This window comes from Agromyces sp. NDB4Y10 (assembly GCF_001620055.1).
Classification (GTDB): domain Bacteria; phylum Actinomycetota; class Actinomycetes; order Actinomycetales; family Microbacteriaceae; genus Agromyces; species Agromyces indicus.
The window spans coordinates 45,073-59,526 of record NZ_LQGY01000005.1 but is presented as its reverse complement, the minus strand read 5'-3'; the positions used below and the strand labels follow the sequence as shown (position 1 = coordinate 59,526).

The following is a 14,454-nucleotide window of genomic DNA, read 5'->3' as shown; positions in this document are numbered from 1 at the left end:
ACTCCATCGCAGAAGCGGGACTCGATTCGGTCAGGACTCGTCGTCGGCGGGCAGCCGCGTCGGCTCGCCGCCGATCCCGGTGCCTTCGCCCGAGGGCGCGTCATCCGTGGTCGTGCGGTGCTTGGCGACCTCCTCGTCATCCACCTGCGTCATGGGGATGCGGTCGCGGTCGGCGTCCTTGTTGTCGCCCGGGTCCTGGAAGCCCGTCGAGATGTCGGTCACGGTGTCTCCTTCCGTTTCCTCCACGCTCGCACGCGGCCCGGTGGGTCGGCAGGCGGTTGACAGCACGGATGCTTCGGCCGTGGCATCCGCATGTCGTACTCGCCGGTGAGGCGCACGGCGCTGCCGGCCCCGACTGCGCCGCGGCCACCAGCACGGCGCGGCGCCGATCAGTCGAGCATGGCGAGGAAGCGCCGCATCCGGTCGGCGAGGTCCTCCGGCACTTCGGCCGCCGCGAAGTGACCGCCCTCGTCGAGTCGGTCGAACCACCGCAGGTCTCGGTAGTGCGCGCGGGCGAGCGACTCGGGATAGTCGCCCTCGTGCCGCTGCACCCAGACGGCGGCGGGCACGTCGGTCGCAGGGATCGGATCCGGGGTGTCGGCTCCCTCGTAGTACGGGCGGAAGGACGACTGGATCGACTGGGTGACCCAGTAGATCATCGCCTCGGTGAGGATGCGGTCGCGCGAGATGCGCCGTTCCACGGCCGACGGATCGCCGGGCGGGGTGTCGCTCCACTCGACGAGCTTCTCGGCGATCCAGGCGAGCAGGCCCGCGGGGGAGTCGTTCAGGGCGACCGCGAGCGTGTCCGGGCGCGTCGCCTGCACGTGGCCGTACGCGCCGTCCGTGCCGTGCTTCTCGGCGAGGGCAGCGAAGAACGCCACCTCGGCCGGGTCGGTGAGCGCCTCGCGCTCGGCGATCGTGGGGAAGTGCGCGTGCGTCGCGGCGATGCCCGCGACGTGCTCGGGATAGCTGGCGGCGATGAGGTCGCTGACGTTCGCGGTGACATCCTCTCCGTAGGTGACGTAGCGCCCGTAGCCGAGCACCTCGGTCATGAGCCGGTGCATGGTGGCCGCGATGCGGTGCTCGGTCATCGGGCCGTCGGCGTACGGCGCCGAAAAGGCGAAGCCCGGCAGGCTCGCGACCACGACGTGCACGTCGGGCAGCCGGTCGGCGAAGTCGAGCTGCATCGCGAACGTGTGGGGCCACCCGTGCATGACGAGCAGCGCGGGCGCGTCCGGATGCTCCGAGCGCTGGTGCACGAAGTGCACGTTCGCGTCGTCGATCTGCGCGATGAACTGCGGATGCCGGTTCAGCCACGCTTCGCGGGCGCGCCAGTCCCAGTCGATCCAGGTGTCGACGAGATCGCGGAGGTAGGCCGTGGTCATGCCGGAGGACGGTCGCCGTGGCGAGTCGTCGAGCAGCCGTGCATGCCGGAGCCGAGCGCGCAGGTCGCCCAGCACCGCGTCGTCGACGTGGATCTCGAAGGGCACCGGAGCCGTCATGGTCCGAACCTACGGAGGGCGTCCGACATCCCGAGCTCGCGGGCGCAGCCATCCGACGTGCTCTGCCGCCTCGGCCGCTGAGCCGCGCGACGTCACCCGCGGGCCGCGGCCCGCTCGGACAGCACGGCGGCGTGCTCGGTGCGCGCGAGGTAGTCGCGGATCGTGTCGCGGCTGCGCGTGAGGCAGGCGATGCGCTCCTCGATGCCGTCGAGTTCGTGCGCGAGCATGTCGGCGACGGTTCGCGGGCAGCTCGGGCGCTGCTCGGCCGCGGCGTCCTCGAGGTCGAGCAGTTCCTTCACCAGGCGGGTGGTGAGGCCCGACTGCACGAGACCGGCGATGCGCCGCACCCGCTCGACGTGGCGCTCGTCGTAGCTCCGGTAGCCGTTCGCCTGCCGGGTCGGAGCCAGGAGCGACTGGGCTTCGTAGTAGCGGACGAGTCGGGGCGAGACGCCCGCGCGACTCGCGAGTTCGCCGATCTTCATGTGGGTCTCCGACATCCGCTCACACCCGAGCTTGACATTGACATCAGTGTCAAAGTTTAGCGTCGGAGCATGAGCGACACCACCTATCTCGAACGGTCCCGCGCGGCACGTGGGGGCGACCGCGCGACCGATCGCTTCCCCTGGTTCCCGCTGCTCGTGCTCGGCGGTGCGACGTTCACGATGGTCACCGCGGAGATGCTGCCCGCTGCGGTGCTGCCGCAGATGAGCGCGGGCCTCGGCGTGAGCGAGCCCCGCATCGGGTTGCTCGTCTCGGTGTGGGCGGCGGTCGTCGTGATCGGCAGCTTCCCGCTCGTGCGCCTCACGCGGCGCATCGACCGGCGGACGGTCATCGTGGCCGCGCTCGTGGTGCTCGCGGCGTCGGCCGCACTCACCGCGATGGCGCCCGGCTACGCACCCGCGGTCGCCGCGCGCCTGCTCGGCGCCCTCGCCGTCGGGTTGCTGTGGGCGACGACCAACGCCGTCACCGCCGACCTCGTCGCCGACCGCCACCTCGCGCGTGCCGTGGCCGTCGTGCTCGGCGGCGCCACGCTCGGCATGGTGTTCGGGCTTCCGGCGGGCAGCCTCGTCGCCGACGCGGTCGGATGGCGGGCCGCGTTCGGCGGACTCGCGGGGCTCGCGCTCGTCGCAGCGGTGCTCGTGTTCCTGGTCGTGCGGGCGCCCGTCTCCGCCGCAGGCTCCGGCGCGCCGGGCGAAACGACCTCGTCCGGTGCAGCGGATGCCGCGACTCACGCCGACGGCAGTGCCGGCCGCGCCGGCGGCATCCGCCCGCTGCTCGTGCTGACCCTGCTCGTCGCGCTGCTGCTCGTCGGACACTACGGCGCCTACACGTTCATCACCCGGCTCGTGGAGTCGCCCGCCGCCGTCGTGCCCGGCGGAGTCGGGACGATGCTGCTCGTGTTCGGGCTCGCGTCGGCCGCCGGCGTCGTGCTGGCCGGGCGGTTCGGCGCCCGCACCGAGCGCGCGCTGCTGATCAGCTCGATCACAACCGCGGCAGCCGTGCTCGCGCTTTCGGTCGTCGACGCACACCCCGCCATCGGCATCGTCGTGGTCGTCGCCTGGGCGACCGCGTCGGGAGCGCTGCCCGCACTCGCGCAGACGCTCATCCTGCGGCTCGCGGGGACCGAGCACCGCGGCTTCGCGGGCGCGCTCATCCCGGTGCTGTTCAACCTCGGCATCGCGGTCGGCGCGGCGCTCGCGTCGCTCGTCGTCGGGAGCCTGGGCATAGCGGCGCTGCCGGCGCTCGCCGCCGCGGTGGTCGCGGCCGCGGTCGTCGGGCTCGCGGTCGGGCACGCGCGGCGCTCGCCCCGCGACCGCGCGTGAACGAGTCGCGTCGGCGCGGTGGTCCGGTACTTCGGTACTCCGGTACCGAGATCGCGGGCGAGACCCTGCTCGGATGCCGGATGCCGGATGCCGGATGCCGGATGCCGGATGCCGGATGCCGGATGCCGGATGCCGGATGCCGGATGCCGGATGCCGGTCGCCCAAGCGGCCGTCCTCGGGGTCGCGGCGCTGGGCGACGCGTCAGCCGCCAGCGCCGCCCCCCGCGTGCCGCCGCATGAGTTCGGCCGCGACATCCGGCACCGAGTTCGTCCACGCCCGAGGCGGGCGCTCGTACCCACCGGCGGGCGGCCGCCGCGGGATCACGATCGGCTCCCACACGACGGGCTCCCACGGCACCTTGGACAGCAGGTGGGAGATCATGTTGATCCGTGACGCGCGCTTGTCGTCGCTCTCCACCTCGTACCAGGGCGCCTCGGCGATGTCGGTGTGCACGAACATGGTGTCCTTCGCGCGCGAGTAGTCCTCCCACTTCGTGATCGACATCACGTCGTTGGGGCTGAGCTTCCAGCGCCGCATCGGGTCCTCGAGGCGCGAGCGGAACCGCTCCTCCTGCACCACGTCGGACACGCTGAACCAGTACTTCAGCAGGATGATGCCGTCCTCGACCAGCATCCGCTCGAAGATCGGCGCCTGCCGAAGGAACCGCTGGTACTCCTCGTTGGTGCAGTACCCCATCACGCGTTCGACGCCGGCGCGGTTGTACCAGGAGCGGTCCATGAGCACCATCTCGCCCGCCGCCGGCAGGTGCGGCACGTACCGCTGGAAGTACCACCGGGTCTTGTCGCGCTCGCTCGGCGTGGGCAACGCGACGATGCGGGTGACGCGCGGGTTCAGGTACTCGCTGACGCGCTTGATCGCGGAGCCCTTGCCCGCGGCATCCCGCCCCTCGAAGATCACCACGACCCGGGCGCCGGTCTGCTGCACCCACGCCTGCATGTCGACGAGCTGCGCCTGCAACGCGCGCAGTTCGCGCTCGTACAGCGCCTTCGGCATCCGTCTGGTCATCGGGCACCCCTGACCAGAGCCTAGAACGGATGCCGCGGCACGGCGCGGCACGCGGCATCCGGCGCGCTGCGCCCCCACGGGCACCGCGGGAGGAGTACGCTCGCGGCCAGCAACACCTCGTGCGCTGCGGACTGCAGCGCCTGGTCAAGCGACCTCGGTCGCGGCGAGGAGGCGGAGATGACGGTCCCCGAGATCAACTACTGGGCGGTGCTGCTGGCGACGCTGTCGAGCATGGTCGTCGGCACGATCTGGTACGCGAAAGGCGTGTTCGGCACGCGCTGGTCGAAGCTCGCGAACGTCGACATGGACCGGCCCGGTTCGAGTGCCGTCGGCCCGATCGTGGTCACCGTGCTCGTCAGCTTCGTGACCGCGTGGGTGCTCGCGGGCGCGTCGACCATCGCGTGGCACTTCTACGGCGGCAGCTACCTGATGGCGGCGATGTTCACGGCGTTCATCCTGTGGGCGGGCTTCACCGCGGCGCGGTTCATCACGCACGACGCGTTCGAGGGCCGGCCCTCGGCGCTCACCACGATGAACATCGGGCACGAGCTCGTCACGGTGGCCGTGATGGGCCTCATCATCGGGGTCTGGCCGCCGGAGGGAACCGTCTAGCCGCGGGCTCACTAGGCTTCGGAGCTGAACCCGATGCAAAGGAGCCGACATGACCGAGACCGCTGCGATTCTCTCGTGGACCCTACAGAACGAGATTCCCATTCCGGCTGACGTGCAGGCGCTCCTGGTCCAAGGTGAGGAGGCCGTCGCCTCCTTCAAGACCTTCCGGGACTCGGCAACCTTCACGACCAAGCGCCTTATCGTCCGCGACGCGCAGGGGATTACCGGCAAGAAGGTCGAGATCTACTCGCTTCCGTACAGCTCGATCAACATGTGGTCCACCGAGAACGCCGGCGGGCTGCTGGATCGCGACGCGGAGGTTGAGCTCTGGACCCGAGCCGGCCATATCAAGGTCAAGCTCACCAAGGGCGCGGATATTCGGCGCATCGACAGTCTTCTCGCCTGGGCGGTGCTGCAGCACTGACGATCGGGTCGCGATCGGCGGCACAGCCTCGGTCCGGCTTCACGCGCCCGTTCCTCCCGAGCAGTTGTCCGAGTTCGGCGCTGTGGAGAAAGAGGACCACGGATGCCCCTGCCTTGGGGCGCGCTCCCAGCAGCGCCCCGATCCGCCGACCGTAGGATCGTCACATGGCCGGGTTCTGGGGCAAGCGCAAACGGGAAGAGCAGCAGGAGCTCGACGCGCAGGACGCCGACCTGGCCAAGCGCGCCCGGTCGGCGCTGGTCGCCGCCGATGAGCGCATCCGCGTGACCTCCGACGAGCTCGTGTTCGCCGAGGCCGAGCTCGGCGCCGACGCGACCAAGCCGCTGACCCAGGCGCTCACGACCGTGCGCACGCACCTCAGCGAGGCGTTCCACCTGCACCAGCTGAACCACGACGAGATCCCCGACACCCGCGAAGAGCTGCGCACCCGTAACGCGCGCATCGTGCAGCTGTGCGAGTGGGCCGAGGACGTCATCGACGACCAGACGTCGGCGCTCGCCGAGCGCATCGCGCGGGCCCGGCGCGCCCCCGAGATCATCGCCGGGGTGAGGGGGGATGTCGCGCTCCTCCGCGAACGCCTCCCGATCGCGCGCGACACGGTCGAGCGGCTCGCCGCCCGGTACGCGCCCGAGGCGCTCGCGCAGGTGGAGGCGAACCCGGCCGAGGCGGAGCAACTGCTCGGGTTCGCCGAGCACGGCGTCGGCGTCGCGGAGCGGCGCCGCGAAGCGGGGCAGCGGGAGCAGGCGAACCTCGCGATCGAGGCATCCGTCGAGTCGGTGCGTCGCGCGGCGACCCTGCTCGACGCGGTCGAGACGTTCGAGGTGGAGGCGCTGCGGGCCGAGTCGACGCTCGCGGCGATCGTCGAGGACTCGCGCGGCGACATCGCCGTCGCCCTGAGGGAGCCGCACTCGCCCGGCGTCGCGAAGGCCATCGGCGAGCTGCAGGCGGCGCTCGCCGCGCTGCCGGCCGCGGGCGTCAACACCGACCCGTTCACGCACCTCGACCGCCTGCGCGAGGCGAATGCGGGGCTGGATGCCGCGATCGCCGCCGCTCGCGAACGTGCCGCGCGTCCCATCCCGCCGCTCGACCGCGTGCACCACGCGATCGACGACGCCGACCGACAGCTCGCCGTCGCCCGCGACGTCATCGCCGGCCACCGCGGCTGGATCGGCGCCGACGCGCGCACCCGACTCGCCGAGGCCGAGCGCACCCGCCTCGACCTCGACCGCTTCCTCGGCACGCCCGCGGCGACCGCGAGCGTCATCGACGAGGACCACCGCGAGCAGGCGATGCTCATGGCCCGCCGCGCGGCGCAGCTCGCGGGGGAGGCGCTGCACCTCGCGCGGCGCGACATCGACTCCTCGCGCCCGCAGGGGTACGACCAGTGGGGCGGCCCCGGCGGGCCCGGCTGGGGTGGCGGCCGCCGCGGCGGCGGTGGCGGCGACATGATGGGCGGCATCCTCGGCGGCCTCGTCATCGGCAGCATCCTCGACGGCATCTTCGACTGACGTCGGCGGCGAGCGGATGCCGCTGGGCCGGCGCCCGTCCTGATCCCATGGCGCGCGCAGATGCGCGCGCCTACCATGGACTATGGCCGGGTTCCGGGTCAGCCGCCGAGGGAGTGCGCGCGACACCGAGGTCCACGACGCCGAGCTGGCGAAGCGGGCCGGATCGGCCCTGTTCGCCGCCGACGAGCGCATCCGCGCGGTCGCCGAGGAACTCGGCTTCGCCGAGGCGGAAGTGGGAGCGGATGCCGCCGCCCGGCTCGGCGCCGCCCTCGAGGTGGCCCGCCGGAGCCTGAGCGAGGCGTTCCGCCTGAACCGACGGAACCGGGATGGGGGTCCCGGGTCGTCGGCGGAGGTGCGAGCGCGCTCGCTGCGGGTGATCGAGCTGTGCGAGTCGGTCGAGCGCGTGCTCGCCGAGCACACGGCGGCCGTCGCCGAGGCCGCTGCGCGGCTGCGACGCGCGCCCGAGGTCTTCGCCACGGTGCACGCCGACGCCGAACGCCTGCGTGCCCGCCTCCCGCACGCGCGCGACACGCTCGAGCGGCTGGCCGCCCGCTACGCGCGGTCGGCGCTCGCGCCGGTCGCCGCCAACGCGGCCGAAGCCGAGCAGCTGCTGGCGTTCGCCGAGCATGGCGTCGCCGTGGCCGCCCGGCGGCGGGCCGCCGGACAGTTGGATCCGGCGAGCGTCGCGCTCGAGGCATCCGCTGCCGCCGTGCATCGGGCCGCTGCGCTGCTCGACGCCATGGACGACTTCGAGGTCGAGGCGCTGCGCGCCGAAGCGTCGCTCGCCGGCGCCGTCGACGAGGCCCGTCGGGCGCTCGCCGCGGTGCCCGGCGAGCCGCATCCGTACCGGGTGGCCGAGGCGGTCGCCGAGCTGCGGGCCGCACTCGCCGACCTGCCTGCGGTGGGCGTCAACACCGACCCGTTCGCGCACCTGGCTCGCGTGCGCGAGGCGCATGCCGCCCTGGATGCCGCGCTCGCGCCGGCCCGCGAACGCGCGACGTCGCCCGCGGCATCCGTGCACCACCCGCATCACGTGCACCACGCGATCGAGGACGCCGACCGTCGCCTCGACGCCGCGCGCGACGCGATCGCCGGCCACCCCGGCTGGATCGGCGCTGAAGCCCTCACGCGCCTGGCGGAGTCCGAGCGCATCCGCACCGCCTTGGCCCACTGCCTCGGCACCCCCACCGAGACGGTCGCGGTGATCGACGCGGACCACGGCGCCCGCGTGCTGGCGATGGCGCGTCGCGTCGCGTCCCTCGCGAGCGAGGCCGTCGATCTGGCGCGCCGCGACGTGGAGGCGTTCCGTGCCACGGGGCGCGTCGCTGCGGCATCCTGAACGGCCGAGCCGGCTCAGAACGGCCAGATGACCGGAACCCACAGCACCGCGATGACCACGTAGGCGAGGGCGAGCGGGGTGCCGAGGCGCCAGTAGTCGCCGAACTTGTACCCGCCGGGCTCGAGCACCATGAGGTTCACGGGCGTGGCGATCGGGGTGAAGAAGGCAGCCGCGCCGACGACGGTGAGCGCCATCATGAACGGCTGCACCGAGGCATCCAGGGTGGCCGCGACGGAAAGGGCGATCGGGATCATGACGAGCACCGTGGCTGCATTGCTGATCACCTGCCCGAGCAGGAGCGTGAGCAGGCAGATCGCCAGCAGTGCGAGGTGCGGACTCGCCGTGCCGACGAGGTCAAGCAGCCAGCCGGCGACGAGTTCTGCGGCGCCGGTCTCGATGAACGCGGTCGACAGGGGGATCAGCCCGGCGATGAGCACGACCGTGCTCCACTGGATGGAGCGCCACACCTGCGGCAGGTCGAGCACGCGCAGGAGCACGAGCGCGCCCGCCGCGAGGAGGCCGGCGACGACGGCCGGCACGAGCCCCGACGCGAGCAGCACGACCATGGCGACGAGGACGGCGATGGCGCGCCGGGCGCCGCGCCCGAGCGGCACGGCCCGGCGCAGCGACTGCGGCTCGGTGACCGGGATGACGCCGGGCAGGCGCACGTACCGCTCGAGCGCATCCCACGGGCCGCGCACGAGGAGCGAGTCGCCGGGGCGCAGCGCCTCGGGTTCGTCGTCGTCGCTTCCCGATGGATGTCGCTCCCCGTTCCGCTTGATCGCGATGATCACGAGGTTCTCGCGCAGCGTGGTCATGCCCGGGAACACCTTGCGCCCGATGTACTCCGACCGCGGGGTGATCATCACCTCGGCGACGCCTTCGTCGGGCGTGTAGAACGTGCCGGTGTCGTGGGTCAGGTCGTAGCTGCGGCGGAACTCCCGGGCCATGGCTTCGGGGTCGGCGGGTGCGGTGTCGAGCTGGTCGGCCTTCCGGTCGGGCAGGAGCCGGTCGCCGAACGTGACGAGGATCGCGACGGTGATCGCCAGCAGCGGGAGGCCGGCCAAAGCGAACTCGAAGTACCCGAACCGCTCGCCGCCGGCGTTGGCCGCGGCATCCGACACGAGCACGTTCACCGGGGTGCCGGTCAGCGCGAGCAACGACCCGGCGTGCGACGAGAAGGCGAGCGGGAGCAGCAGTCGCGACGGGGCGATGCCCGCGTTGAGCGCCACGACGACCACCACGGGCAGCAGCGCGGCGACGGCGCCGTTCAGGCTGATGAACGCGGTCAGCACCGCCACCATCAACGCGACGACGACGGTGAGCTGCCGCCGGCCGGTGCCGGCCCGGCCGATGACCTGTTGACCGGCCCATGCAGTCACACCCGTGGCATCCAGTGCCTCGCTCACGACGAACAGCGTCGCGATGAAGATGACCGTCGAATCGCCGAACCCGGCGAGCGCCTGCGGGAGGGTGATCACGCCGGTCGCCCACAGCGCGAGGGCCACGCCGACGGCGACGAGCGCGATCGGGACGCGGCCGCTCACGAACCCGACCATCGCGAGCGCCAGGATGACGAACGTCGCGACGATCGGGTCGACCATGAGTCGACGTTAGTGGGCGCGGGCGGTGGCCGCATCGGGATTCTGGGCTTGGACTTGAGGGTCCCTGATCGGTCGCGGCGTCGACCGCGCTTCACTCCGAGCGGCGGGTCCCGCAGTTCCAGCAGGTGCCGCCCTCGACAAGCGCTCCGCACTCGACGCAGGTCGCGGCGAGCCAGCAGACCGCGCCCGTCGCCACGCCCGGGGCGCTTTCGGCGTCGGATGCCGCGTCGCGCTGCTCCACGAGCCCATTCTCCTCTCGGCCGCCTCAGCGTGGGGAAGTGCGGGCACCCGAGCCTGTGGGCGCGGCTACCTGATCCCGGCGACCAGCTCGGCGAACACCTCGCCCGCATCCTCGCGCACCGCGAGTCGCCCCGACTGTCCCATCCACAGCCCCTGCAGGTCGCCGCGCCCGACCCGCGCGGCCTCGGCGCGGAAGCGGCCCGTGATCCAGTTCTGCATCGGGAACGGCGCAGTGCCTCCGGCCGCGGTCAGTTCTCGCACCGCCCGATTGGCCGCGCCGCGCGCGAGCCGCCCGCTCATCACGCGCGTCAGCACCGTGTCTTCGGCAGAGGTTCGCGCGATCGCGTCGCGGTGGGCAGCCGTCGTCGCGGACTGCCGCGTGCGCAGGAACGCCGTGCCGACCTGCAAGCCCGCCGCGCCGAGCGCGAGCGCGGCCGCGACGCCGCGCCGGTCGGCGATCCCACCCGCAGCGATCACGGGCACCTCGACCGCGTCGACGACCTGCGGGATGAGCGACATCGACCCGACGAGCGCCTGCTCCGGCTCGCGCAGGAACGCGACCCGGTGCCCACCCGCCTCGATCCCGGTCGCGACGATCGCGTCGACTCCGCCGTCCTGCAGCGCGACCGCCTCCTCGACCGTGGTCGCCGTGCCCACCAGACGGATGCCGCGCTCCCGAGCGCTCTCGACCACGTGCGCCGGCGGCACCCCGAACACGAAGCTCGCCACCGCGGGCCGCACCTCGAGCACGGCCGCCCACTGCTCCTCGAACGTCGGCAGGAACCGCTGCGGCGGCGACTCCGGCGCCGGCACCCCGAGCTCGTCGAAGAACGGGCGAGCGGATGCCACGGCACGCTCGAACGCGCCGGGCTCGGGCGCGGCATCCGTCGCCATCGGCAGCCACAGGTTGAGCGCGAACGGTCCGTCCGTCGCCGCCCTGATCGCGGCACCCGTCTCGCGGATGCGGTCGGCGTCGTACCCGTAGAGCCCGTACGAGCCGAGGCCGCCGAGCTCGCTCACGGTCGCGGTGAGCTCGACCGATGAGAGCCCGCCGAACGGGCCAAGCACGATCGGGTGGCGGATGCCGAGGAGGTCGGTGAAGCGGATGGATGCGTTGGTCATGGCGCTCCTCTGCGCTCGTTCCTGCCGATCGGTGGGCTAGGTCACCCCGTCGCGATCGTCGATCGAATCGAGGAAATTGAGGGTGGTGTCTCGCCATCCCAGACGTCTGCGTAGACCTCCGCGACAATCGGCCAGATCTCGCGGACGCCATCCTCAACTGACCCAAGGTGCGTGGCAGCAGAACCCATGATCACGAAGTCGTGTGGGATGGTTCGGCCAGCGCTATCCGCGCGCCGCAAAGGGTCGGGAAAGCGCAAGGCAACTCGGGCGCCACTTCGGCGACAGAGCGTAGCTTCGTTCTCTGCCCCGACGAATGCACTCTCGTACGATGCGAGGGCATTTGGCATGCCGCCGTCAAGTAGGAAACGAAAGCCCCACGTGCGACCTCTTGTCGCCCATATGAGATCTACCACGGGCTCTTGACCAGGACGTCTTCCGTCACCCCGTGCTCGAGGTCGAGCCGGAATTGGGTGATAGTCGCTGCAAGGTAGTCCTTGTCCGCTATGGCCTGTGCGTGAAGCTCCTCGACCTTCTCCTTCCCCAGCTTCACCGCGAACATCACCACGGGGACTGTAAGCGGGGCAAGAGCTGGGCCGACTTTCGGGATCTTAGCGATGAGCTTCGCGACGAACGGCGCAATCCTCACTGTAAGTACCTTCATGAATTCGTCGGCTCGATTCGCGAGCCCGCCCAGCATCTTGAGTGGAACATCGAACTTATCGACCCACTGAGCGACCCGTTCGAGTGGCAGCATCGTGGCAACAGGGAGCAGGAGGTTGAGGCCCACCCTCTTTGTGACTTCGATCTTGCCCGGTTCGAACCTGGCCGAGGACAACAGCATGAAGTCCTCGCCAAGAGAGAGGGCAGCTGGCACTTGCACAAAGGCCCTCACTGTCTCGTGGAGCGCTGTGAGGTCACCGGCTGCTTTCTGGATGATGAGGTCCTCGAAGTCTTGCGCAGTGAGGGATGGGTGAAGGTCGGCCTTGGAGAGCGCGACGATCCAGATTCGAGGGAACCGTGCAATCAGGGCGCCGTTGACAAGGATGTCTTCTTTGAGCTTCTCAAGTCCTTCGCGAATTCCCCAGAATAGAGACTTGAGGTAGCGCTCCTCCTCGCCTGAGTAGTCGATGAGCTTCTGCCCATCCACGAGCACGAGCGCTACGTCGGAGTTCAGCAGCTTGCGGAACGTGTCGATTCGGCGACTTGCTTCCTGATCGGTACTGGGCTCCTCTGTGAACCACTCGCCGGGGTAGTCGTGCCATACAAGCCGCAGGGCACCGAAGCTCCTTCCTGCAACCTTGGCTGCGTCGGGATTGGTGTTCTCTTTCGGCTTGATGGTGAAGGAGTACGGTTCGGCCCGGAACCTGGTGGTCTCCGGGGCTTCCGCCTCGTTGCGCATACGAAGGTAGTTGTGCTTCAGGCGATTGCCTTGAGTCGTGTCGTCCGCAAGCACGCGATACGAGTTTCCGGTTCTGAACGAGGGTTCCTGCGTTCCGCCGTAGAACGACGACAAGAGGACGGTCTTGCCGCTTCCGCTCTCTCCGAAGACGGCGATCTCTTGAACCTTCACCTTCGTTGCCACGCTAGTTCCCGCCATTTCGAGTGAAGGACAGTTGAGCCATGCCCTCAGTATTGTGCACTGATCGGACATGCCTGCGACATGATGACCGCTAGACATCGAGCCGGCCGCCGGATTTCAGAACACCGAACCGTGATACCTGGATAAATCACGCCCTGGTAGGACCGGGGCGCTGGGCGTTCTCGACGCCGTTGGTCTGGCATGCTCAAGAGATGGCGACGAAGCATGATCTCGCGGATTGGACCGAAGAGGCACTGAGAGAAATGGGCGGCGCGGCCCACCACGTCCGCATCGCGGAACACGTCTGGCGAAATCACGAGGACGACCTCAGGAGCTCGGGGGATCTCTTCTACACGTGGCAATACGATCTTCGATGGGCCGCGAACAGGCTGCGACGAGGAGGTGTGATGTCACCCGTCGATACCAATGACGGGGTCTGGCGCCTCGCACAACGTTGATCGGCGCGTAGGGCGGAGAGGAGTTATCTGAGCCCGAGTTTCCCGGCCTTCGAAGTCATCACTGCTCCAGGGCCCGGCTAGAGACGGGTCGCGAGGACCTCGGCGATCGCCTTGCCGAGCGGGATCGGCACAGCGTTGCCGATCTGCCGAGCGATCGCGGTCTTCGACCCGACGAACTTGTGATCGTCGGGGAATCCTTGAAGGACGGCGGCTTCGTAATGGGTGATCGCACGATTCGCCTCAGGGTGCAAGTATCGGCCCTTCTCCGGCTTGAAGAACTCCGTACGGACAGTCACCGAGGGCTTGTCCCAATACAGGCGGCCCATCACGTCGCCCGAGCCGGACTTATGGTTGCGCCAGCATGGGGCCAACAGGTGGTCCGGCAGGTCGAATCGATTCCCGCCGGGCGGAATCGCCGCGAAGCGATCGATCGAAATCGGCTCGTACCGTCGGTCGAGGTGCAATTCAGAGGCTCGATACGCCCCGAAGAACGACTTGTCCGCGAAGTCGTACTTCCGCTCGGGCAGGTCAGTACCGGCTGGAACCCATGGGATGCCGTCGAACGCCTCCTCTACCGTGCGGTGGGCCTTCAGGTGGGTGGGTGCCGGAAATCCCGGGAACGGCAGGTCGCGGCGGAAGCCGATGACCACCGCACGCTTGCGCGCCTGGAACGCCCCGTAGTCAGCGGCGTTCAGCACGGCGTGCCGGAAGTCGTACTCCTCAAGCAGCCCGCCGGGCGCGGTCGCCTGCTGAAAGTCGGTGAATTGGGACGACTTCGCGAACGCCGCGACGTTCTCGACGACGAAGTACTTCGGCTTAGCACGGCGGATCGTCGCAGCGTACTGGCGCCACAGGAGGTTTCGCTCATCGTTGACATCTCGCTTGCCGAGGTTCGAGAACCCCTGGCAAGGAGGTCCTCCGACGACGACATCCACGCTGGGCACGGTCTCATTGACGAGCCAGTCCTGGATGCTCCCTGCATAGACGATGTCGTCGCCGAAGGTGGCGGCGTAACTCGCCGCGGCCGCGAGGTCCATCTCGACCGCCCGAACGCTCTTGAAGCGTGGCGACGCCGCGTGGAACCCGGCGGTCAGGCCACCGGCACCGGCGAACAGGTCGAGCACGCGGATGGCGCTGGAATCCTTCTCGTCGGTGCGAGTATTGGCAGAGGCGGTGGGGAGCATCGCCCAGAGTCTAGC

At 70.2% G+C, this 14,454-nt stretch carries 14 protein-coding genes; 5 read left to right on the top strand and 9 right to left on the bottom strand.

The features are described from left to right. Window positions 1-30: 30 nt before the first annotated feature. From AVP42_RS01835 to AVP42_RS01825, 3 genes are all read right to left on the bottom strand, one after another. Window positions 31-222: a hypothetical protein gene (locus AVP42_RS01835; protein WP_067945559.1), complete on the bottom strand. Its 192-nt coding sequence runs from the start codon at window positions 220-222 to the stop codon at window positions 31-33. Between the two features lie 167 nt (window positions 223-389). Next, on the bottom strand, window positions 390-1,502 hold the full coding sequence (locus tag AVP42_RS01830) for an epoxide hydrolase family protein (protein WP_067945557.1): 1,113 nt from the start codon (window positions 1,500-1,502) through the stop codon (window positions 390-392). Window positions 1,503-1,594: 92 nt separating this feature from the next. Then, the gene (locus AVP42_RS01825) at window positions 1,595-1,984 is read right to left on the bottom strand and encodes a MerR family transcriptional regulator (protein WP_067945555.1); all 390 of its coding nucleotides are present in this window, start codon (window positions 1,982-1,984) and stop codon (window positions 1,595-1,597) included. Between the two features lie 69 nt (window positions 1,985-2,053). Here AVP42_RS01825 and AVP42_RS01820 point away from each other — a divergent pair, with 69 nt between their 5' ends. Continuing rightward, on the top strand, window positions 2,054-3,325 hold the full coding sequence (locus AVP42_RS01820) for an MFS transporter (RefSeq protein WP_082846914.1): 1,272 nt from the start codon (window positions 2,054-2,056) through the stop codon (window positions 3,323-3,325). A gap of 201 nt (window positions 3,326-3,526) precedes the next feature. Here the strand turns inward: AVP42_RS01820 and ppk2 are convergent, their stop codons facing one another. Beyond that, entirely contained in the window at window positions 3,527-4,351 is an 825-nt protein-coding gene (gene ppk2 / locus AVP42_RS01815) for a polyphosphate kinase 2 (protein WP_231878503.1), read from the bottom strand. Between the two features lie 177 nt (window positions 4,352-4,528). Here ppk2 and AVP42_RS01810 point away from each other — a divergent pair, with 177 nt between their 5' ends. The 4 genes from AVP42_RS01810 to AVP42_RS01795 all read left to right on the top strand — a co-directional run bounded on the left by AVP42_RS01810 (window position 4,529) and on the right by AVP42_RS01795 (window position 8,252). Beyond that, window positions 4,529-4,963 (top strand): DUF1761 domain-containing protein, encoded by a 435-nt coding sequence (locus AVP42_RS01810; RefSeq protein ID WP_067945552.1) that lies wholly within the window; start codon window positions 4,529-4,531, stop codon window positions 4,961-4,963. A gap of 49 nt (window positions 4,964-5,012) precedes the next feature. Beyond that, window positions 5,013-5,387, top strand: coding sequence for a PH domain-containing protein (locus tag AVP42_RS01805; RefSeq protein ID WP_067945550.1), 375 nt, complete (start codon window positions 5,013-5,015; stop codon window positions 5,385-5,387). Window positions 5,388-5,551: 164 nt separating this feature from the next. Next, window positions 5,552-6,913: a hypothetical protein gene (locus AVP42_RS01800; RefSeq protein WP_067945548.1), complete on the top strand. Its 1,362-nt coding sequence runs from the start codon at window positions 5,552-5,554 to the stop codon at window positions 6,911-6,913. Between the two features lie 82 nt (window positions 6,914-6,995). Further along, complete coding sequence (locus AVP42_RS01795) at window positions 6,996-8,252, top strand: hypothetical protein (protein WP_067945546.1); 1,257 nt, start codon at window positions 6,996-6,998, stop codon at window positions 8,250-8,252. Window positions 8,253-8,266: 14 nt separating this feature from the next. Here the strand turns inward: AVP42_RS01795 and AVP42_RS01790 are convergent, their stop codons facing one another. The 5 genes from AVP42_RS01790 to AVP42_RS01775 all read right to left on the bottom strand — a co-directional run bounded on the left by AVP42_RS01790 (window position 8,267) and on the right by AVP42_RS01775 (window position 14,439). Continuing rightward, window positions 8,267-9,856, bottom strand: a complete 1,590-nt coding sequence (locus tag AVP42_RS01790; protein ID WP_067945544.1) for an SLC13 family permease — start codon at window positions 9,854-9,856, stop codon at window positions 8,267-8,269. Window positions 9,857-9,947: 91 nt separating this feature from the next. Beyond that, a complete protein-coding gene (locus tag AVP42_RS16365) occupies window positions 9,948-10,097 on the bottom strand; it encodes a hypothetical protein (RefSeq protein WP_157356679.1) in 150 nt (49 codons plus the stop codon). Window positions 10,098-10,162: 65 nt separating this feature from the next. Then, the gene (locus tag AVP42_RS01785) at window positions 10,163-11,218 is read right to left on the bottom strand and encodes a nitronate monooxygenase family protein (RefSeq protein WP_067945542.1); all 1,056 of its coding nucleotides are present in this window, start codon (window positions 11,216-11,218) and stop codon (window positions 10,163-10,165) included. A 406-nt stretch (window positions 11,219-11,624) separates the two neighbouring features. Then, window positions 11,625-12,800, bottom strand: a complete 1,176-nt coding sequence (locus tag AVP42_RS01780) for an ATP/GTP-binding protein (protein ID WP_231878502.1) — start codon at window positions 12,798-12,800, stop codon at window positions 11,625-11,627. A 532-nt stretch (window positions 12,801-13,332) separates the two neighbouring features. After that, complete coding sequence (locus AVP42_RS01775; protein ID WP_067945538.1) at window positions 13,333-14,439, bottom strand: DNA cytosine methyltransferase; 1,107 nt, start codon at window positions 14,437-14,439, stop codon at window positions 13,333-13,335. Window positions 14,440-14,454: the final 15 nt, after the last annotated feature.

Bases quoted from the DNA above. Each gene is read 5' to 3' on its own strand.
- AVP42_RS01775 (WP_067945538.1), bottom strand. From the start codon at position 14,439: ATGCTCCCCACCGCCTCTGCCAATACTCGCACCGACGAGAAGGATTCC.
- AVP42_RS01820 (WP_082846914.1), top strand. From the start codon at position 2,054: ATGAGCGACACCACCTATCTCGAACGGTCCCGCGCGGCACGTGGGGGC.
- AVP42_RS01810 (WP_067945552.1), top strand. From the start codon at position 4,529: ATGACGGTCCCCGAGATCAACTACTGGGCGGTGCTGCTGGCGACGCTG.
- AVP42_RS01795 (WP_067945546.1), top strand. From the start codon at position 6,996: ATGGCCGGGTTCCGGGTCAGCCGCCGAGGGAGTGCGCGCGACACCGAG.
- AVP42_RS01800 (WP_067945548.1), top strand. From the start codon at position 5,552: ATGGCCGGGTTCTGGGGCAAGCGCAAACGGGAAGAGCAGCAGGAGCTC.
- AVP42_RS01785 (WP_067945542.1), bottom strand. From the start codon at position 11,218: ATGACCAACGCATCCATCCGCTTCACCGACCTCCTCGGCATCCGCCAC.
- AVP42_RS01805 (WP_067945550.1), top strand. From the start codon at position 5,013: ATGACCGAGACCGCTGCGATTCTCTCGTGGACCCTACAGAACGAGATT.
- AVP42_RS01825 (WP_067945555.1), bottom strand. From the start codon at position 1,984: ATGAAGATCGGCGAACTCGCGAGTCGCGCGGGCGTCTCGCCCCGACTC.
- AVP42_RS01790 (WP_067945544.1), bottom strand. From the start codon at position 9,856: ATGGTCGACCCGATCGTCGCGACGTTCGTCATCCTGGCGCTCGCGATG.
- ppk2 (WP_231878503.1), bottom strand. From the start codon at position 4,351: ATGACCAGACGGATGCCGAAGGCGCTGTACGAGCGCGAACTGCGCGCG.
- AVP42_RS01830 (WP_067945557.1), bottom strand. From the start codon at position 1,502: ATGACGGCTCCGGTGCCCTTCGAGATCCACGTCGACGACGCGGTGCTG.